21 protein-coding genes are annotated in these 19,326 nt (G+C 26.7%); 19 read left to right on the top strand and 2 right to left on the bottom strand.

From position 1 onward, the window contains the following. From nrdG to WAO56_RS04310, 9 genes are all read left to right on the top strand, one after another. Window positions 1-457: anaerobic ribonucleoside-triphosphate reductase activating protein (gene nrdG / locus WAO56_RS04270; RefSeq protein WP_422145029.1), on the top strand; the 457-nt coding region annotated here is incomplete at its 5' end. A 201-nt stretch (window positions 458-658) separates the two neighbouring features. Then, complete coding sequence (locus tag WAO56_RS04275; RefSeq protein WP_422145030.1) at window positions 659-1,201, top strand: hypothetical protein; 543 nt, start codon at window positions 659-661, stop codon at window positions 1,199-1,201. A 6-nt stretch (window positions 1,202-1,207) separates the two neighbouring features. After that, the gene (locus WAO56_RS04280) at window positions 1,208-2,515 is read left to right on the top strand and encodes an efflux RND transporter periplasmic adaptor subunit (protein ID WP_422145031.1); all 1,308 of its coding nucleotides are present in this window, start codon (window positions 1,208-1,210) and stop codon (window positions 2,513-2,515) included. Further along, complete coding sequence (locus WAO56_RS04285) at window positions 2,512-3,189, top strand: ABC transporter ATP-binding protein (protein WP_422145032.1); 678 nt, start codon at window positions 2,512-2,514, stop codon at window positions 3,187-3,189. The genes WAO56_RS04280 and WAO56_RS04285 overlap by 4 nt, the downstream gene beginning before the upstream one ends. Beyond that, the gene (locus WAO56_RS04290; protein WP_422145033.1) at window positions 3,189-4,391 is read left to right on the top strand and encodes an ABC transporter permease; all 1,203 of its coding nucleotides are present in this window, start codon (window positions 3,189-3,191) and stop codon (window positions 4,389-4,391) included. Before WAO56_RS04285 ends, WAO56_RS04290 begins: the two co-directional genes overlap by 1 nt. A 140-nt stretch (window positions 4,392-4,531) precedes the next feature. Then, the gene (locus tag WAO56_RS04295) at window positions 4,532-5,521 is read left to right on the top strand and encodes a hypothetical protein (protein WP_422145034.1); all 990 of its coding nucleotides are present in this window, start codon (window positions 4,532-4,534) and stop codon (window positions 5,519-5,521) included. A gap of 8 nt (window positions 5,522-5,529) precedes the next feature. Next, window positions 5,530-5,745, top strand: a complete 216-nt coding sequence (locus WAO56_RS04300) for a helix-turn-helix domain-containing protein (RefSeq protein ID WP_422145035.1) — start codon at window positions 5,530-5,532, stop codon at window positions 5,743-5,745. A gap of 1 nt (window position 5,746) precedes the next feature. After that, entirely contained in the window at window positions 5,747-6,652 is a 906-nt protein-coding gene (locus WAO56_RS04305) for a hypothetical protein (protein WP_422145036.1), read from the top strand. A gap of 80 nt (window positions 6,653-6,732) precedes the next feature. Beyond that, window positions 6,733-7,272 (top strand): DNA topology modulation protein, encoded by a 540-nt coding sequence (locus WAO56_RS04310; RefSeq protein ID WP_422145037.1) that lies wholly within the window; start codon window positions 6,733-6,735, stop codon window positions 7,270-7,272. A gap of 22 nt (window positions 7,273-7,294) precedes the next feature. On the opposite strand, the gene WAO56_RS04315 is transcribed toward WAO56_RS04310, so the two are convergent. Together WAO56_RS04315 and WAO56_RS04320 are read right to left on the bottom strand one after the other, a co-directional pair. Beyond that, window positions 7,295-9,073, bottom strand: coding sequence for a hypothetical protein (locus tag WAO56_RS04315; RefSeq protein ID WP_422145038.1), 1,779 nt, complete (start codon window positions 9,071-9,073; stop codon window positions 7,295-7,297). Then, window positions 9,073-9,987 (bottom strand): AAA family ATPase, encoded by a 915-nt coding sequence (locus tag WAO56_RS04320; protein ID WP_422145039.1) that lies wholly within the window; start codon window positions 9,985-9,987, stop codon window positions 9,073-9,075. The genes WAO56_RS04315 and WAO56_RS04320 overlap by 1 nt, the downstream gene beginning before the upstream one ends. A gap of 106 nt (window positions 9,988-10,093) precedes the next feature. Here WAO56_RS04320 and WAO56_RS04325 point away from each other — a divergent pair, with 106 nt between their 5' ends. The 10 genes from WAO56_RS04325 to WAO56_RS04370 all read left to right on the top strand — a co-directional run bounded on the left by WAO56_RS04325 (window position 10,094) and on the right by WAO56_RS04370 (window position 19,320). Further along, window positions 10,094-10,483, top strand: coding sequence for a hypothetical protein (locus WAO56_RS04325; RefSeq protein WP_422145040.1), 390 nt, complete (start codon window positions 10,094-10,096; stop codon window positions 10,481-10,483). Next, window positions 10,480-11,298 (top strand): J domain-containing protein, encoded by an 819-nt coding sequence (locus WAO56_RS04330; RefSeq protein WP_422145041.1) that lies wholly within the window; start codon window positions 10,480-10,482, stop codon window positions 11,296-11,298. The genes WAO56_RS04325 and WAO56_RS04330 overlap by 4 nt, the downstream gene beginning before the upstream one ends. 256 nt (window positions 11,299-11,554) lie before the next feature. Further along, window positions 11,555-11,827, top strand: coding sequence for a hypothetical protein (locus WAO56_RS04335; protein WP_422145042.1), 273 nt, complete (start codon window positions 11,555-11,557; stop codon window positions 11,825-11,827). A gap of 47 nt (window positions 11,828-11,874) precedes the next feature. Further along, complete coding sequence (locus tag WAO56_RS04340; protein ID WP_422145043.1) at window positions 11,875-12,894, top strand: V-type ATPase subunit; 1,020 nt, start codon at window positions 11,875-11,877, stop codon at window positions 12,892-12,894. Between the two features lie 2 nt (window positions 12,895-12,896). Further along, a complete protein-coding gene (locus WAO56_RS04345; RefSeq protein ID WP_422145044.1) occupies window positions 12,897-14,837 on the top strand; it encodes a V-type ATP synthase subunit I in 1,941 nt (646 codons plus the stop codon). 12 nt (window positions 14,838-14,849) lie between these two features. Next, window positions 14,850-15,272, top strand: a complete 423-nt coding sequence (locus WAO56_RS04350; RefSeq protein WP_422145045.1) for an ATP synthase subunit C — start codon at window positions 14,850-14,852, stop codon at window positions 15,270-15,272. Beyond that, complete coding sequence (locus WAO56_RS04355) at window positions 15,273-15,581, top strand: V-type ATP synthase subunit F (RefSeq protein ID WP_422145046.1); 309 nt, start codon at window positions 15,273-15,275, stop codon at window positions 15,579-15,581. Between the two features lie 9 nt (window positions 15,582-15,590). Next, on the top strand, window positions 15,591-16,181 hold the full coding sequence (locus WAO56_RS04360) for a hypothetical protein (RefSeq protein ID WP_422145047.1): 591 nt from the start codon (window positions 15,591-15,593) through the stop codon (window positions 16,179-16,181). Further along, window positions 16,174-17,940 (top strand): V-type ATP synthase subunit A, encoded by a 1,767-nt coding sequence (locus tag WAO56_RS04365; RefSeq protein ID WP_422145048.1) that lies wholly within the window; start codon window positions 16,174-16,176, stop codon window positions 17,938-17,940. Before WAO56_RS04360 ends, WAO56_RS04365 begins: the two co-directional genes overlap by 8 nt. Window positions 17,941-17,952: 12 nt before the next feature. Further along, window positions 17,953-19,320, top strand: coding sequence for a V-type ATP synthase subunit B (locus WAO56_RS04370; RefSeq protein WP_422145049.1), 1,368 nt, complete (start codon window positions 17,953-17,955; stop codon window positions 19,318-19,320). Window positions 19,321-19,326: the final 6 nt, after the last annotated feature.

The raw sequence follows: 19,326 nt of genomic DNA on the forward strand, positions 1-19,326 counted from the left end.
TGGACCAGGTGTTAGAACAACAATATTTGTAACAGGATGTACCTTAGGTTGTAAAAATTGTTTTAATAAGGAATATCAAGATTTTAACTATGGTGATATTTGGACTGAAAATCAGACTAATCAAATATTAGAATATTTAAAGTCCGATATTATTGAAGGTTTAACTATATTAGGTGGAGAGCCTTTCGATAATACAGAAGATCTTATAAAAATAGTTTCTGATATAAAAAAGGGTACAGAAAAAAATATTTGGATTTTTTCAGGATATGTTTTTGAAAAACTAATAAAAAATGAGAAAAATACTGAGTTATTAAAATTATGTGATGTTCTTGTTGATGGACCTTTTGTAGAGAAATTAAAAAATCTTAGATTAAAATTTAGGGGTTCTGAAAATCAGAGAATAATAGATTTGAAAGAAACCTTTAAAGAAAATCAAATAGTAAAATATATGGAATAGAAGCAGCTTTGCTTCTATTCTTTTTGTATTTTAAATTGACAAATATTTTACAAACGAGTATAGTGCATATAAACATTATATACACTATTAAAATGAACTTATGAAAACTTAAATAATATTTAAAAGTAAAATTGTTAAAAGCAATTCATTTTGGTATAATATAATGTATTAGTTTATTAATGCACAATAAGGGAGGAAAAAATGGATAAAGAAAGAATATTTAAAAAAATGAAAACTTGGAATATGATATTAATAATCGTTGGAATTATTGCTATATTATTTTCTGTATACGGATTAATATCAGATTTAACTACAGATTGGGACGAATATGTAGTAAGCATGAAACAACTATATGAACAAGCAGGACTTAGTACTACTAGTTTAAGCGTAGAGGCATTTAAACCGTCTGCATTTAAAATAGTTCAAGAAGTAATTAGCTTATTAATAATGGTTTATATTGTACTAGTAGCCGTAAAAAATAATACAAAAATCAATAATAAGGAATCAATTAATACATTACCATATATTTTGAAATTAATATTGTTTGTATTTACTTTTGTAATTAGTGTTATAATTTCAAGTGGTTTTTTAGATATGCTTCCTAAAGAAGCAAGTGGAGCTATGATGTTTATAGTAATATTTTTATCAATATTGTTTGTAATATATTTTATTTTTGCATTATTACCATCAATTAGGCTATTAATGCTTAGTAATAAACTAAATAAATTAGAAGAGGAAAATTAATAAATTATGTCAAAAAAGAATAAAATTATCATTGCAGTAGTCTCCATAATTCTACTTATAATTGTTGCACTAACGATGTTTTTAAATAGGGACACTAAAAAGACTGTAGAACTATACGAAGTAATAGAACAAGATCCTATTTCCTTTTCAGGAAATGTAGAGGCTAGTGAAAAGCAGGAAGTATACTTAGATTCTACAAAGGGGAAAATAAAGGAATATTATGTAAAAGATGGAGATTCTGTAGAAGAAGGACAAAACTTATTTATTTATGAAAATGATACTGCTAAAACTCAAGTAGAACAGTTAAATACACAGTATAATTTAGCCGTAGATGCAAAAAATGCCACTAGTTCACAGTTAAGTAAGGCAAAAGGCAGTTTATCGGCAGCAAATAAGAAAGTAACTGACTTAACAAATAAAATAAAAAATATTTCTTCTAGTATTACTCTACCAACAGATATTGAGGATTTCAATAATTCAAATAATATCGGTCAAAGTTCAGGAGAACTTACGCAGTTACAAATGGAACTGGAAGCAGCAAAGATGGAGGTTCAAAGTTTAGAGTCTACAATTCCAAGTTTAGAGTCTGCAGTTAGTCAAGCAAATGCAGAAATAAAAGGAATAGATTCTCAAAGAAAAGTTGTTAAAGAAAGCTTAAACTATATAGAAAAAGCAAAAATTTCCGGAAAAGTCAAACTTGATAAAGAAGCTGCTGAGGCAGCAATTAGTATGACTGGAGCAAGTCCAGTTATAACAATAACAAGTGTTAATACTATTATAAAGGGACAAGTTTCAGAATACGATTATGACAAATTAGAAGTTGATAATAAAGTAAAAATAATAGTTGCAAATTCTGGAGAGGAAATAGGTGGGACTATAAAAAGTATTGATGAAATGCCAATTAGTAATGAGGGCCAAATTTCTATGAATCAACAAACAACATCAATTACAAATTATAATTTTACAGTTGTACCTGATGAAAATATACATTATGGATTTTCTGTAAATATAAAATTACCTCAAGAGAAAATTTATTTACCACTAGAAGCAGTATTAAAAGAAAAAGAAAAATATTATATTTTTAAAGTGGAAAATGGAAAAACAGTTAAAGAAGAAATAGAAGTAGAATTGGAAGATGGTATATATAAATTAATTAGTGGTTTAAAGCTTGGTGATAAAATAATTTCCAATATTGAAGGTATTACTGAAAATATGGAAGTAAAGGTAACAGATAATAGTGAAAGTAGTAGTACAGAAGCTACAAAAGAGGTAAAAGCTCAGGAAAACTCTATAAATCCGGAGACGCAAGAATGATAGAGGTTAGAAAGATCAACAAAACATATATTACAGGGGAAGAAAAATTACATGTTTTAAAAGATGTGTCCTTTGAAGTACATGAAGGCGAATTTGTTGGGATTATGGGAGAATCAGGCTCAGGTAAATCCACATTAATGAATATAATTGGATTTATGGACAATAAATATGAGGGAGAATATCTTTTTGATGGAAAACTAACAAAAAATGAAAATGATGATAAACTTTCCCATATTAGAAATAAGTCCGTTGGTTTTGTATTTCAAAATTTCAATTTAATAGACAATTATACAGTTAGGGAAAATATTGAACTACCCTTATTATATGCAGGATTAACACCTAGGAAAACTAAAGAAGTCGTCTTAAAAGCCTTAGAATCTGTAGGAATACCTGAAAAAATAAATAAATATCCTACACAACTTTCAGGTGGACAGAAACAAAGGGTTGCAATTGCCAGGGCAATAGTTCACAATCCTAAATTTATTCTTGCAGACGAGCCAACAGGTGCTTTAGACTCGGCGACTTCTAAAGAAATTATGGAAATATTTAAAAAATTAAATATAGAAAATAAAACAACTGTAGTTATGGTAACCCACGATAGAAGTTTAGCTTCTTACTGTTCAAAAGTTCTTTTTATGGTTGATGGAAATTTAGAAGAAAGGTTTGATTTGTAATGAGATTTTCGGTATTATTTTCAGATGCATTTAATGCTATAAAAAGAAATAAAAAGCGAAGTATATTAACAATGTTAGGAATAATAATTGGAATCGGTGCAGTAATTGCTATAATTTCTATTGGTCAAGGTTTTGAAAATTATGTAGTAGATGAGCTTACAGAAGATGAAACACAGGAGATTACCAGTAATATTACATTTCAGCCTAATGATATGTCCCTGGCATATGATGCAAATATAAAGTTTTATTCTGCTCAGGACTTAATAGGAATAAGAAAAATAAAAGGCGTAAAAAATGTAGAAATAGCCGGTGTAAATCCGGATTCAAATAGTGCATCAATGATTTTGGAGTCAGATAAAACTACAGAAAATACTACTGCAAAATTAGTAAAAAACACAGATGAAAAATTAATCGAAGGAAGGAATTTAACATCTGTAGATGATAAAACTAAAAACAGAGTAGTTGTTATTAGTGACTATGTAGCGAAAAAACTCTTTGAGGGTAAAAATACGTATTTAGGAAAAAATGTAAAAATAAATGGATTGAATTACCAAATAGTAGGTGTTTATAAAGGTGCTACTGGCATGATGGCAATGATGGATTATTCTTTATCTATTCCAAAAGCCACCTATGAGTTTTACAATGAGTCAAAATTTGCAAGTTCTTCAATTACCTTATATTTAGAAAAAGGAGCTCAAGTTTCTGATGTATCGGAAAAAGTAGTAGATTTCTTAGCTGACAATGGAAGTATGAAGGATTTAGGTCAATATACCTTTATAGACATTGGAGGAATAATGGATGGTATATCCAATATTCTAGATAGCATAACTACTTTTATAGCCTTAATAGGAGGTATTTCACTTCTAATAGCTGGAATTGGAATAATGAATATGATGTTTATATCAGTTTCTGAAAGAACTAAGGAAATTGGAATAAGAAGGGCCTTAGGAGCAACAAAGAAGAATATTACAGTACAGTTTTTATTAGAGGGAATAATAATAACTGTAATAGGTGGAATATTAGGATATTTCTTTGGACTTCTATTTGCTATGATAATAGCAATATTTTTACCATTTTCAATTTCAATAGAAGCAGGTCCTGTACTTATTTCCCTATTTATTTCCTTAGCAATAGGAATAATATTTAGTTATAGCCCTGCAAAAGCTGCAGCAAATAAAAATGTTATTGAAATATTAGCCTAGTGTAAAATTTAATAAATATTTTAAAAATCAAGTATATCTAATAGGTATATTTGATTTTTTTATTCAATTAATTATTGTTTTACGATAATTAATTTGGTATAATTATTGTAAAACAATAATTATTAAAGGGGTATTAAAATATGAAAAAGAAATTAACGATATTTTTAATAATGGAAGTCTTAATACTTTTTATTCTAAATATTTTTAAAGCAAATATTTTTAATATGAAACAAATAATATTTTTTCCATATTATCAAATAAGTAATATGCTAAGAATAATGTCTTTAAGTGGAAATATTGGAAATATAGTATCTTGGGCTATATATATATTAATATCTATAATTCCAATAATATTATTTATTAGGATAAAAAAGAAAAATAATTTAAAAAATATTGATTACTTGTTATTTTTAATTTCATTACTAATATTTTCAACTATCTATTTAGGAATAAATCCAAATATTATAGAAATAATTTTAAAACAGAATATTAGTTTACAAGCTTCATTTTCTATTATTACAAATCAATTAATTTTGTTGTATATTATATGGAGATTTTTAAAAATAAATATAAATAGAACAAATTCAATAAAATATATTATAGGAATTTTATTCTTAACTAATGTTATTGCAATAATTAATATTTTTGGTGTTAGTTTAAAGGATAATTTAAATAATATGGAAACCTTAAATTATTATGGTAACGCAATGTCCATATTTGAGTATTTAAATAGATTAAAAGAAAAATATATGTTTGCAATAGAGAATTATGAATTAGTTAGGATTATGTTGGATTTTATAAATAATAATATTTTTAATATGGTATATATTTTCTTGAATATGAATTTAATATATATTCTTATTGATATGGAAAACGAATTTAATGAAAATATCGTAATTACTAAACTATATTCACTAAAAAACAAAATAAAGGTTGGATTGTTAATGTCGATTTTTATAAATATAATTATAAATTTAGTTTATATAATTTTTGAGAAGTATTTTTATAATATAACTATAAAAACAAATTTTAATTTGGAATTGTTAGTTTACTTTTTATTTATTAGCTTAATTGTGCAATATTTAATAAAAGTTAAAGAAATAAAAGAAGAAAATGAAATGTTTATTTAAGGTGTATTATGGCAATAAAAGTATATCTAGATGAAATATTAAAAGATAGGAATATGACTTCAAAAGAATTAGCAAAATTAATTAATATTACTGAGGCTAATTTATCTATTTTACGTTCAGGTAAGGCAAAAGGAATAAGATTTAATACTGTAAATAAAATTTGTTATTATTTAGATTGTGATATTGGTGACATATTAAAATTTGATGGAGAATTGGAGGATTAATATGAAAAAGTTCAATGTAGGTTTATTAATTTTGCTAATGGTTCTTTCTCTTAATGGATGTAGATTGGCAAAGGAAGAAACAGTTAAAAATCCGGTAAATGATATATTAGTTGGAGGATTTGTTCAGTTAGTTGAATATGGAAAAGAGGAGAGAATAAGAGATATTGAAGATGTAAAAATTGAAGTTAAGGGTGAAGATACAAATAAATATATAGAGGTAGAGGGAGCTGAAGGTTATGCATTTTTGACAATAGCTACAGTTGATTTGGAAAACAGAAATAGTGCAACGGAAACAATAGGTAGTTCATATATAGAAACAAAGGCAGATTATAATTATGAAGAAGGACAATCAAGATTTCAAATTAATTTAAAGGGTAAAATTTACCTTGATGCAGAAACTAAAGGAAGTATAAAATTATATCCTATATATTTAACAGCTGATAATGAATATTATATAGGTGATAATGAATATATCTTTGGGTTAGATTTAGATGGAAAATATTTTTATAACTTCGAAGAAGGAAATTATGAAAAAATTTCAATATCAGAAAACTTGAATAATAAAGTAAGTCAAGACGAACAATTTAACACTGTAGAATTAGAAGTAAGAAAAATATTAAGAAAAAAGGAAATAAAAATAATAGAAATGGATAAAAATAATAATATGTTAAATATTCAAGAGTTTAATTATTCTAATTTACCATATAGGATAGTAATTAATCCTAATTCAGAATATATTATTATAGAAGAGATTTCAAACAATAATTTAAGTGTAAGAGAAATTGTTAATTATATAGATAAGAAATCAAAACAGTTTACTTTCGGAGATAATACTATAACTTTTCCAATATTTAATAATGGAAATATAGCAGAAATTAAAAATATAAAAATTGAAAAAGATATTTAATTTAAAATATTAAAATTTATTAGTTTTTATGATATATTGTATAATTATAGAAAAAATATACAGTTTAACTTGGAGAGAAAATGAAAATAGCTATTTTAGGGTATAGTGGTAGTGGAAAGTCGACACTTTCTAAATATTTAAGTAAAAAATACAAGATTCCTCTTTTATATCTTGATACTGTTCAATTTTTACCTAATTGGGAGCTGAGGGACAGGAAAGAAGCTAAGTCCTTGGTTTTAGATTTTATTAATAAGGAGTCTTGGGTAATAGATGGTAACTATACTAGTTTTTATCAGGAAGAAAGATTGTTTTTAGCAGATAAAATAATTTATATGAAATTTAATCGATTTTCTTGCCTTAGGAGAGCCATAAAAAGGTATTTTAAATTTAAAAATACAACAAGGGATAGTATGGCAGAAGGCTGTAATGAAAAAATAGACTTAGAATTTATTTATTGGATTTTACATAAGGGAAGAAATAAGGAAACAAAAATACACTATAAAAAACTATTAGATAAATATAGGGACAAGGTAATTATAATAAAAAATCAAAAACAATTAGATTTGTTTATGGAAAATTTAGATAGTCATATTAAAATAGAAAAAATAAGTCCAAAATAAACTTATATTTTGGACTTATTTTTTAATCAAGCTCATTAATTAATACCTTTTTCAAGAAATTACCTACTATATCAGAAAACCTGTTTATATTGGAAATATAGGCAAAATCATTGCCATATATCTTTTTTTCACTTGGAAGATCCTCTTCTTCGCCGGTAAATACACCTAGGACTATATTGTCGGAATTTCTACTTAAGAACACCTCTTTAGAGGAATCCTTAACGGCATCTTCTTTTATATAATCCTTAGCTTTTTTATTAATGTTTCCAATGATTTTTAAATTTATTTTGTCGTTGGGCTTTCCATCACTTAAAACTATAAGAATTCTTCTTTCAAATTCTGTATTATTCATAAAATAACTAACAGTTTTAATAGCTAATCCATCTCTATTTGAACCAGAAGGTGTATATTCAAAAATATTTTGATTTTTGTTATCTGAATCAAAGTAGTCTCTAAAAATTCTTAATACTAAAACATTATAAAAATTATTAAAGGACATTACTCTAGTTGGAATGTTTAAATCCGTTAAGGATTGGGCAATTATAAAACCTTGTGAAGCTATTAAAGCTTGTCTTTCTATTTGAGAGGCAGAACTATCTAACAGGATATCTACTGAAACTGTACCAATTTCATCCTTTTTTTCCTTATAAAAAATCTTATTGTTATTTATATATTTAGGTTTCCAAAGTAAAGATGGAACTAACTGACCATTTGTAGACAGGTGTCTACTTTCGTTTAAATCTGTTAGAATTTCCCTTCTTATAACTTCCCTTAATTTAGTAATTGACCTTTTGTAGATTAAATAATTTTTATTAAAATGCTCTAAATTTTCTTTTTTTATTTCCTGTTTTTCAGCTTCCCTAAACTGTTCGTTTAAAGTTTTTCCAAATTCTCCATTTGTAAGAAGTAACTGTATTCCATCATGTATGCCAGTACATAATCTATTTTCCAATTTTAAGCTATTAGATTTATTTAATATACTTTTACCGTATACTTTTTCAGCTAGATCTTTTAAATAGTTATCTTTAGTAAAGTTTTCTGTAATAATATTATTTTCGTCTAATTCAGAGTCTATTTCCTTGTCTTCAAATAAAAAACTGGATTTATTAAATTCGGCAGCTTCAACTTCATCCTTATCTAGAATATTTAAATTTCTTTTTTTAAACTCTATTTTAGGTTTTAAATCCTTAGGTAGATTATCTTTTTCTTTAGCAGTTTTTAAGGATTTTTCTAAATTTTGTTCATAATTAATATTTAAATGAATATGAAAATGTCTTTTTATTATTTCATCTATTTTTAATATAAGGTCTGAAGTGTTTTCTATATTTTTTACATTCATAATGTCATTTAATAATAAAACAACCATTTGTCTAGTTTTAGGTACATGGGATAATTTTCTACTATAGTATGCATATTCTAATTCCTGGGCTAAATTTCTAGGTGGTCTAAATTTGTAATTATTAAATTTTTCTTTGGAGGTATAGTCTCTAAACTCTACTATTCCCGGTCTATATTTATCGTAGTAGGACCAAAAATATTCCTCTAATATTAATTCAGTTATTTTATAATAATCGTCAGGATAGGGGTTGTCTTTAGTTAATACTGCCAAGAAATTATAGACTTCCTCTATTTGAAATTTATTATAGCTAAAGCCGGCTAAGGCTGATTTATAAATGTTGATTTTATCATTATTTTCAAATTTAAAAATCTTGTAGTCTGGTATAAAATTATAATTATCAGCAATGGTCCAAGTAATATTATTCATTCTATTAGTGCTTAAATCCATTAGATTATTTTCCATTACAATACCTTGAAAATATCTTCTTTTGTTAAATCGTTTTTAAAGAGACTATTAATAACATCTTGAATAATCTCCCTTTCAAAAAGATCAAAAGTTTTATTAACTAAGCTTATTTTTAAAGCTGACTTTATATTTAGTCCTATTTTCATTGCACCAATTGCAGCTATTAAACCTCTAATATCAATGGATTTTGAAGAGATTTCAGAATTCATACTCTTTTCTTGTAAGTCTAAAAATAATCTTATAAATAAGTCTAAAGCTTCTTCTTTTAAGTCAAAATCAGTAAGTAAAATATGTTTTAAAGTTTCTTTATTGGCCTTAGGCATATCTATTATAAGGAAACGAGATACTAGGGCTTCATTTAATTCCTTAGTGCCGGCGTACCCATAATTCATTGTTCCTATAAACCTAGTGGCCTTATTTAAATCTATTTTTTCATATCCTGGTACATCAATAATTCTTCTATAGTCAAGTAGGGAATGAATAACTGCTACAGAATCGCTTTTAGCCATGTTGACTTCATCTAATATGCCAAAGCCACCATTTAGTGCTACATCATAAATAGGACCAGGTCTAAAGGTAACTTCATTGTCCTTAAAGGTATCTGTTCCGATTAAATTTGTACTGTCGGTGTTTACATGAAAGGATATATTCCAAGTAGGTCTTTGAAACAAGGCAGCTAAATTATCACTTAGGACATTTTTACCTGTAGCTTTAGGACCGCTAAGTAAGATATTAGAACCTTGAAGTATAGCGGTAATACTTTGTTCCCAAACCTCTTTTCCATAGTATTTATAGTGTGGTGTAGGTATACGGTTTATATATTTATTATCTAATTGATTTTCTTTTCTAAAATCCAAGACTTTATCAATTAAGTCATTACTTATATTTTGTTCTCTTAAAAATTCTATCATTTAATTCTCCTTTTCAAAATAATTATAGCATAGTGAATTATTATATCATTTTATTAAGAATAAATTAATTATTTTATGGTATAATTATAATTATTTGGAGTATAGTATGGAAAATTTAAATGAAAAATATACAATAGATGATGTTCATGATATGTTGGAAGAAATTGCCAGTACAATTCCTGAAGTTTTACTTGAAGATTTACAAGGGGGGATTGTATTAATTGAATCTGCAAAAATGCATCCTAAAAGCATTAATAATACTTTGTATATTAATGGTGAATATGTAAGAAATCGTATGTACAATCTTATTAGGATTTATTATGGGTCAATAATTAAAACTAGAGGACATCTACCTCGAGAACAATTTAAGGATAAATTGGAAGAGGTACTAATTCATGAATTAAGACATCATATTGAATTTAAATGTAATGATTTTTCTTTAATTAAAGAAGATAAGGAATATATTAGAAAGTATTTGGAAAGGTATGGTAAATGAGAAAAATTTGGGGAAAATTCATCTTAGGACTAGCTAATTTTTTAGAGATTTTAATAGGTGGATTAATAAATATAATGGAAGTTGTAGTAAGTGTAGTGTCACAATTAGGTAAGGCTTTACTTTCCTTGGTTTTTGTAGGGTGTAGTGCCTTCTTAATAGCTCCTTGGGTTATTGGTGGTGCAGGTGTTCTACTATCGCCCTATATAATAATTATTATAGCATTTTTCGTCCTAGTTCCTATATTAGGAAGAAAATTTGTTAGTTGGCTACAGTATATTAATTTTTCAGCTGTAGAATTTTTAAGAAACTATGGTGATTTTTTAATAAATAATAAGGAAAACTTTAAATCCTATAGTGAATTCTCTAAGGACTATAAAGATAGGAAGGAAAGGGAAGAAAGAGAAAGGGAAGAGCAACAGCAAGCACAAAATGATTTTTGGGAAGAAATATTTAAAAACTTTTCACAAGGTAGTGGAGGTTTCCATTACTACAATATGAATGATGAAGATTTTAGAAGGACTTTTGGAGGCTACCAAGGTCAGCAACAAGGCTATGGTGGCTATGGTCAAGGCTCTTATACAAATCCTTTAAATGATTTTAAAACAAAGTATAAGGAGAGCTGTGAAGTGTTAGGAATACCAGAAGACACTAATATTTATGAAGTAAAAACAGCTTATAGAAAAATGGCTAAGAAATACCATCCTGATATTAATAAGGATCCAGGTGCAACAGAGATGTTTCAAAAAATTAACGAAGCCTATGAGTTTCTTAGTGAAGAGAATATAAATAGATATAAACAAATGAATAAAAATTAATATTTATAAATTCGAAAATTCCAGTAGTAGATACTACTGGAGTTTTTTTGTGTTTATATTTAATAAAACTTTGAAAAATACAGTGTAATATTAAAAATAATAGACCTATTCCTTTAAAATACAAAAATGAATAAAAAATGAATTTTTATTAAATATTAATATTTTTAAATATTTATAAATTAAATATGGAAAAAACGTGACAAATTTCTCTTAGAGGAGTACTATAATTTATTATGTGTTAAGGGCAGGAGATTATATGGATAATTTTATTAAAGAAATAATAGATTTAGATAAGTCAATTAATAATTTAGATATTGACTTCAATAATAAAAAAAATGAGGGGCTTGTAGAATTTAATAAAAAAAAAGAAAAGTTATTTGATGATTATGAAAAAGATTATAATTTCAAATTAGAGGAATATAGGAAAGAAATTGAAGACAGTATAAAAAAGAAGCAGTTGGCTTTAAAGGAGAAAAATAATAATCGCATTAATAATTTAACTGAGGCTTTTAAAAAAATAAAAGCTTGATAATTGAAAAAGTATTTGAAAAACATTTTTCAGAGGAAAGTGATTAAATGGGTTCAGCAAAAGAATTCTCTGCTTTAAATAGTAAAATATCTTCTATGAAAAATTATCTTTTACAAGAAGAAGATTATGAAAATCTTATTAATTTCAAGAATATAGAAGAAGTTGTAGACTATTTATTTGAAAGAAAATTTATTATAAATAGAAAATACAATTCTATAAATGAAATTGAATCAGATTTAAAAAAGAATAGATTAAACGTTTTAAATAAACTAAGTTATTTTTTATCTAAAAATTATAAGAATTTACTTGATTTTATTCTAGATAAATATGAAATAGAAGATATAAAGAAAGCAACTAGAAATATTGTTACAAAAAACAAAAACTTTTCTAGGGAAAGTTTAATTGTAAGAGATGACTTTTATGAAAGAGTAAGGGAAGAAATAACTTTAGAGGAATTTTATGAAAGCCTTAAAGAAACAAAATTTTATAAATATCTAAGAGGCTATAAAAACCAAGAAATTAGAGATTTGTTGTTTTTTGTAGAAATGTCTTTAGATAGAAATTATTATTCTAGTATTTTCTTTGAAAGTAGATGTTTAAATAAGGAAAATGAGAAAATTATTAAAAAGTTTTATGGACAGTTCATAGATTTATACAATTTAAGTTGGATATATAGAGGAAAAAAATTCTATAATATTGAGCCGGTTATTATTTATAATTACACAATAATAGGAGGCGATTTATTTAATATTACAGATATTAAAAATTTATCATATATGGAACTTGAGGAATTTGTCGATAGTATTTTAAAAACTAAGTATAGTTTTTTATTTGACTCTGAACATAATATAGATATTTATATGGAAAGGAGAATTAATAGGTATTTATATTATGAATCAAAGGATTTAATAAAAAGTAATAAATTTAATTTTGAAAAGACTCTAGGAATAGTTGTAATGACCGACTTTGATATTAAGGATATTGGCGCAATTCTAGAATCTAAAAATTATAATCTTAGCAGTAATGAAACTAGAAATTATTTAATTAGAAATATAGAAAGGAGTTAAATATGAAATCTGAAAAAATGTTAATGATGAATATTATCGGCAATATTTCAGATATGGATAATGTTATATCAGATATAGTTGAAAAAAACTTTGTCCAGATAGTCGATGCAAATGACCTAATATCCCATAGTGAATTTCTTTTTCCAATAAATGATGAAAATGTAAATATGGCAGTTGATTTTAATTATATTAGAAAATATAAATCTAAAATTAATACAAGGGAAGAAGAAAACAAATTAAATAGAATAAATGACTATTTAGAATTTAACTTAGAAAAAAACAAGGCAAAGCTAAAAAAATATAAGGAAAATGAAATTCAAGGTTATTATGAATTACTTCTTGAAAACACAGAAAAGCTTCAAGAAATAGATAGTAAAATTGCAGAAAAAAATCAACTTTCAAATCTTTTTTCTAAATTTAAAAATTTAAATATTAAAATTGAAGACTTGTATAATATGAATAACTTTAAATATAGGTTTGGAATTTTAGGAAAAGATGACAGATTAAAATTAAAGAAAAACTATGAGAATATTTTTGCTGCTATTTTTCATTTAAGTTCTATGGAAGAAGGAGAAGTGTATTTAATTATTTATCCTACAGATATGGAAGTTGATATAAACAGAACTTTAAGAAGTTTAAATTTCCAAGAAATGGTCTTACCTAAGAATTATTTAGGTACTCCTTTAGAAATTATAGAAAAAATAAATAATGAAAAATTGAATTTATTAAATGAAAAAAACAACATTTTAAAAGAAATTGAAAAATTTAAAAAGGAATATTCTAATGAATTAAGAACATTTTTAATTGAAAAGTATAATAAATTAAATATAGAAAACTTAAAAAATAATATAGCCATAAGTGACCATTATTTTTATTTAGCTGGTTGGATTGGAAAAGGTGATAGTGAAAAATTAGAGAAGGAATTGAAAAGTAAGTATAAAATACTTATTCAATTTAATAATATGGATGACCATGAAGGAATTACACCACCAACCAAATTAAAAAATAATGTTTTTTTTAAGCCTTTTGAGCTGCTAGTAAAAATGTATGGCACACCTAATTATGAAGAATTAGATCCGACTCCGTTTTTTGCAATAACCTATATGATTTTATTTGGAGCAATGTTTGGAGATGTTGGGCAGGGTTTAGTTTTTGTCCTTGCAGGAATTCTCCTATCAAAAATTAAAAACAAGGATTTTGGTGGATTAATAGTTAGATTAGGTTCTAGTTCGGTGATTTTTGGTTTTCTATATGGTTCATTTTTTGGACTTGAAACTGTTATTCCGGCCTTACTAATAAGACCTTATGAAAGTATTAATACAATTTTAATTATGGCAATAGTAATGGGGATTATATTACTACTTATGTCCTATGGCCTAGGTATTTATAATTTAAAAAGAGAAAAAAACTTAGAGGAATTGGCTTTTGGAGAAAAGGGAATTACAGGGTTAATTCTTTACTTGCTTATTCTAAGTCTTGCTTTAAATTTAGCCTTATCTTTTAAAATAATGCCAATAGAATTAAATGCCATTTTAATAGGACTTTGTATATTAATTATAGTATTGAAAAAACCACTAGCAAATAAATTACAGAAAAAAGAAAATTTATATAATGGTGAGGCAGCATCTAGTTATTACATTGAAGGGTCATTTTCTATTATAGAAACTCTAATATCCATATTTAGTGGAACAGTTTCATTTATAAGAGTAGGAGCTTTTGCAATTAACCATATTGGTTTGTTTATAGCTTTTACTACAATTGGAAATATGATAGGTACCAAGGTGGGAAATTTAACTATGATTATAATTGGTAATATTGTAATTATGGGTCTAGAGGGCTTAATAGTATTTATTCAATCTTTAAGGCTTGAGTATTATGAAATGTTTAGTAAGTATTATAAAGGTGATGGAATAGATTTTATTCCAAGTAAAAATAAATTTTAGGGGGAATGTAATATGTATTTTATTTTAGCATCAGCAATAATAGTAGTTATATTAACTATTAGTTCAGGAGTTTATTTAATATATAAAAACACCGATAATTCAAAGAAAAAAATCAAGAAAGCTTTAAAGATTAATTTATTTAGTTTTGTACCTTTATTATTAATGACAATAGTTCTATTAGCACCTTCTTCTTCACTTGCAGCTACAACAGGAGCAACTGAGGTAAATGGCTTAGGACTTTTAGCAGCAGCTTTAGCTACTGGTATGGCCACAATTGGTACAGGCTATGCAGTAGGCGTTGTTGGTTCAGCAGCCTTAGGTGCCGTTTCAGAAGATCCTAAAATACTTGGTAAAACTATGATATATGTAGGATTGGCAGAAGGGATACCAATTTACGGCTTAGTTATTTCTATCTTAATATTAGGAAAACTTTAAATGAAAAGCATAGCAATTTCAAATGAATTAAATGTAATTTTAGGAATGGAGTTAGCAGGTATAGAAACAGGCTTTTCTGAAGATGAGGATGAGCTTAGAAGATTGTTTACCAATAGTATAGAAGATGAAAATAGAGGAATAGTTATTATTACAGAAGGTATTAATAATTTATTATCTGACTTAATCTTATCCCATAGGGAAAGAGGTAAATTGCCTTTAATAGTTACTATACCTGGAGAAGCTGGCTTAAAAGATAAGGATTTTATTATGAAATATGTTAAGGAATCCTTAGGAGTAAAAATAGATTAGAGGTTAATTATGCTTTTACTAGAAAATAAATACGATCTTTTTAAAAAGATAACTTACGATAAAAAGTTGAATTTTTTCAATAAGGAACTTGAAGAGTATAATAAAACTTTAGCTAAAAATTTAACTAGTTATGAAGAAGAGTTAAGAAAAAAATTTGATAAAAAGCTAAAAAGGGAAAAACATAAGCTTGAAATTAAAAAGAATGAAGAAATAGAACTAATAAAAAATACGGAAAAAGAATCTGTCTTAAAATTAAGAGAAGAACTAATTGAGGAAATCTCAAAGGAATTGAAGGAAAAATACAGGGAATATACTAGGACAGAAAAATATTTTGAAAATCTGAAAAGGGAACTAAAAGATTTTTTAGGCGATGAGAACAATACTATATTTTTATTAAAAGATGATATAAAAAGATTTGACTCTAATATGGAAAGATTTGAAGTATTAGATGAATCAGAAATAGGTGGGTTTATTGTATTAAACAAAAAAGAAAATATTATCTACAATAATAGTATTAAAGAAGCTATTAAGGAAGATAGAAATACAATAGGCCTATATGTTCAAGAATTCATCAATAAAGTAGGTGATGAAATTGAATAATGAAAATGGAATAATTCAATCTATTAATGGACCGGTTATTACCGGCAACAATATGGAAAGTTTTAAGGCTAAAGAAATGGTTCTTGTAGGAGAAAAAAAGTTAATAGGGGAAGTTATTAGTCTAGAGGACAATGAAGGAATAATACAGGTTTATGAAGAAACAGAAGGGCTTAGACCTTACGACAAAATACTTCATACAAATAAACCTTTATCTTTAAAATTAGGACCGGGATTAATTGGAAATATGTTTGATGGTATAGAAAGACCATTAAATTTATTAAAAGAAAAGTACGGAACTTTTATACCGGAAGGCGTAGGACTACTTTCCATTGATGAAGAAAAACTTTGGGAAACTAAAATCAAGGTAAAGGATGGAGATTTTGTTTCAGAAGGTCAAATTATAGCAGAAGTTCCTGAAACCGATATAATTACCCATAGGATTATGGTACCTGTTGGCTTATCTGGTACTTTGAAGAAAGTAAAAGAAAATGGAAATTATAATATAAATGAAACAATAGCTGTATTAGTTACAGAAAAAGGTGAAGAAGTAGCTTTAAAACTATACCAGGAATGGACAATAAAAAAACCTCGTCCAATAAAAAATAGATTAAAGGTAGACAAAATTCTTACTACAGGTCAAAGGGTTTTAGATATATTTTTCCCTATAGCAAAAGGAGGAACAGTTGCTATACCAGGAGGATTTGGTACAGGAAAGACCATGACTCAACATCAATTAGCAAAATATTCTGACGCCGATATTATAGTCTATATTGGATGTGGTGAAAGAGGAAATGAAATGACAGAAGTTCTGGAAGATTTTCCTAAATTAATAGATCCAAATACCAACAAACCTTTAATGGAAAGAACTGTTTTAATTGCAAATACATCTAATATGCCTGTAGCAGCAAGGGAAGCTTCTATATATACAGGAATTACAATTGCAGAATATTTTAGAGATATGGGTTATGATGTTGCAATTATGGCAGACTCAACTTCAAGATGGGCTGAAGCTCTAAGGGAAATTTCAGGAAGACTTGAGGAAATGCCGGCAGAGGAAGGTTATCCGGCATATTTACCATCAAGAATTGCACAATTTTATGAAAGAGCAGGATATGTTGAAACATTAGGAAACGGAGAGGGGTCTGTAACAATAATTGGGGCTGTATCTCCACCAGGAGGAGATTTTTCTGAGCCAGTAACAGAAAACACAAAAAGATATGTTAATGTGTTTTTAGGATTAGACAAGGAGCTAGCCTATTCAAGACATTACCCTGCTATAAACTGGTTAACATCATATTCAGAATATGTTGAAGATTTAAGGGAAAATTATGAAGAAAGCATAGGAGCAGATGTTGTTTCTTTAAGAAATAAAATTTTGAAATTATTATTTGAAGAGGATAAATTACAAGAAATTGTAATGTTAGTTGGAGAAGATGTTCTACCAGACGACCAACGTTTAATTATTTTTATAGCGAAAATGGTGAAAGTAGGATTTTTACAACAAAATGCTTTTCATAATATAGACACCTATGTTCCTATAAAAAAACAATACGAAATGTTGAAAATTATTGACAATTATTATGAAGAGGGAATAAAGGCTGTAAATAAAAATATACCAATTTCAAAAATAATTAGTGGCGAGATTTATAACGAAATTGTAAATATGAAATATAATATTTCAAATGATGACTTGTCACAAATAGATAGTATAAATAAAAAAATTAAAATGTACTTTGAAGATTTAATGTCAAATTATTAGAAAGGAGAATTCATGTTAAAAGAATATACAAAATTAGGTAAAATAGAAAGCTCTTTAATAGAAATTAATGAAGTCTCCGATATTTTCTTTGGTGAAGTTGTAAAAGTACAGACAGGAGAAAGTAATTATTTAGGACAAGTGGTAAAAATTATTGGAAACACTGGTGTAATTCAGGTATTTGGAGATACAACAGGTATTAGTGGTGAAAATTCTAAAGTTTCTTTTAGTGCTAAACCTTTTGAATTACCCTTGTCTGAAGAAATCTTAGGACGTAAATTTAATGGAGTTGGTGAACCTATTGATGGATTAGGTCAAATATATTCATTAAATAATTACAATATTAATGGTAGGCCAATTAATCCTGTATCAAGAGTATATCCAAGAAACTTTATACAAACGGGAATTTCCTCTATAGATTGTTTAACAACCTTAATAAGAGGACAAAAATTACCGATTTTTTCAGGAGCCGGTATGCCCCATAATAAATTAGCAGCTCAAATAGTAAGACAAGCAAAGATAATTGGAGATGAAAGTCAAGAATTCTCCATAGTTTTTGCTGCTATAGGAGTAAAACATGATGAAGCCTTATACTTTGAAAATGAATTTAGAAATTCTGGAGTTTTAGGAAATGTTGTTATGTATATAAATTATGCAGATGATCCAATAATGGAAAGGGTAATTGTTCCAAAATGTGCTTTAACAGCTGCAGAATATTTAGCCTTTGAAAAGGGAAAACATGTTTTAGTAATTATGACAGATATAACAAGCTACGGAGAAGCCCTAAGGGAAATTTCTTCTATGAGAGAAGAAGTTCCTAGTAGAAAGGGGTATCCAGGTTATATGTATTCAGATTTAGCTTCTATTTATGAAAGAGCAGGCATGATTGAAGATTCAGCAGGCTCCTTAACCTTAATTCCTATATTAACTATGCCAAATGATGATATAACCCATCCTATTCCAGACCTAACAGGATATATAACAGAAGGACAAATTACCTTATCGAGAGAGTTAATGCAACAGGACATCTACCCTAATATAAATATATTACCGTCCTTGTCAAGATTAATGAAAGACGGTATAGGAGAAGGGTTTACTAGGGAAGACCATCAAAGTATAGCAAATCAATTATTTGCTTCCTATTCAAAAGTACAGGAGGTTAGGGATTTAGCTCAAATTATTGGAGCAGATGACCTATCTGACTCAGATAAGAAATATCTGGAATTTGGCAAGGAGTTTGAAAATAAATTTATAAAGCAAGATCTATATGATAATAGAAGTATTTTTGACACTTTAAATTTAGCTTGGGATTTAATAAAAATTTTACCTAAAGAGGATTTAGATAGAATAGCTCCAGAATTAAAGAATAAGTATCTTAAATAGGTGATG

Origin of the sequence: Miniphocaeibacter sp. (assembly GCF_049276255.1) — a bacterium.
Lineage (GTDB): Bacteria > Bacillota > Clostridia > Tissierellales > Peptoniphilaceae > Miniphocaeibacter.

Excerpts from the sequence above, each read along its gene's own strand:
- WAO56_RS04330 (WP_422145041.1), top strand. The coding sequence starts at position 10,480 with ATGAGAAAAATTTGGGGAAAATTCATCTTAGGACTAGCTAATTTTTTA.
- WAO56_RS04300 (WP_422145035.1), top strand. The coding sequence starts at position 5,530 with ATGGCAATAAAAGTATATCTAGATGAAATATTAAAAGATAGGAATATG.
- WAO56_RS04355 (WP_422145046.1), top strand. The coding sequence starts at position 15,273 with ATGAAAAGCATAGCAATTTCAAATGAATTAAATGTAATTTTAGGAATG.
- WAO56_RS04315 (WP_422145038.1), bottom strand. The coding sequence starts at position 9,073 with ATGGAAAATAATCTAATGGATTTAAGCACTAATAGAATGAATAATATT.
- WAO56_RS04335 (WP_422145042.1), top strand. The coding sequence starts at position 11,555 with ATGGATAATTTTATTAAAGAAATAATAGATTTAGATAAGTCAATTAAT.
- WAO56_RS04295 (WP_422145034.1), top strand. The coding sequence starts at position 4,532 with ATGAAAAAGAAATTAACGATATTTTTAATAATGGAAGTCTTAATACTT.
- WAO56_RS04370 (WP_422145049.1), top strand. The coding sequence starts at position 17,953 with ATGTTAAAAGAATATACAAAATTAGGTAAAATAGAAAGCTCTTTAATA.
- WAO56_RS04280 (WP_422145031.1), top strand. The coding sequence starts at position 1,208 with ATGTCAAAAAAGAATAAAATTATCATTGCAGTAGTCTCCATAATTCTA.
- WAO56_RS04320 (WP_422145039.1), bottom strand. The coding sequence starts at position 9,987 with ATGATAGAATTTTTAAGAGAACAAAATATAAGTAATGACTTAATTGAT.
- WAO56_RS04325 (WP_422145040.1), top strand. The coding sequence starts at position 10,094 with ATGGAAAATTTAAATGAAAAATATACAATAGATGATGTTCATGATATG.
- WAO56_RS04345 (WP_422145044.1), top strand. The coding sequence starts at position 12,897 with ATGAAATCTGAAAAAATGTTAATGATGAATATTATCGGCAATATTTCA.
- WAO56_RS04275 (WP_422145030.1), top strand. The coding sequence starts at position 659 with ATGGATAAAGAAAGAATATTTAAAAAAATGAAAACTTGGAATATGATA.
- WAO56_RS04360 (WP_422145047.1), top strand. The coding sequence starts at position 15,591 with ATGCTTTTACTAGAAAATAAATACGATCTTTTTAAAAAGATAACTTAC.
- WAO56_RS04305 (WP_422145036.1), top strand. The coding sequence starts at position 5,747 with ATGAAAAAGTTCAATGTAGGTTTATTAATTTTGCTAATGGTTCTTTCT.
- WAO56_RS04310 (WP_422145037.1), top strand. The coding sequence starts at position 6,733 with ATGAAAATAGCTATTTTAGGGTATAGTGGTAGTGGAAAGTCGACACTT.
- WAO56_RS04285 (WP_422145032.1), top strand. The coding sequence starts at position 2,512 with ATGATAGAGGTTAGAAAGATCAACAAAACATATATTACAGGGGAAGAA.
- WAO56_RS04290 (WP_422145033.1), top strand. The coding sequence starts at position 3,189 with ATGAGATTTTCGGTATTATTTTCAGATGCATTTAATGCTATAAAAAGA.
- WAO56_RS04350 (WP_422145045.1), top strand. The coding sequence starts at position 14,850 with ATGTATTTTATTTTAGCATCAGCAATAATAGTAGTTATATTAACTATT.
- WAO56_RS04340 (WP_422145043.1), top strand. The coding sequence starts at position 11,875 with ATGGGTTCAGCAAAAGAATTCTCTGCTTTAAATAGTAAAATATCTTCT.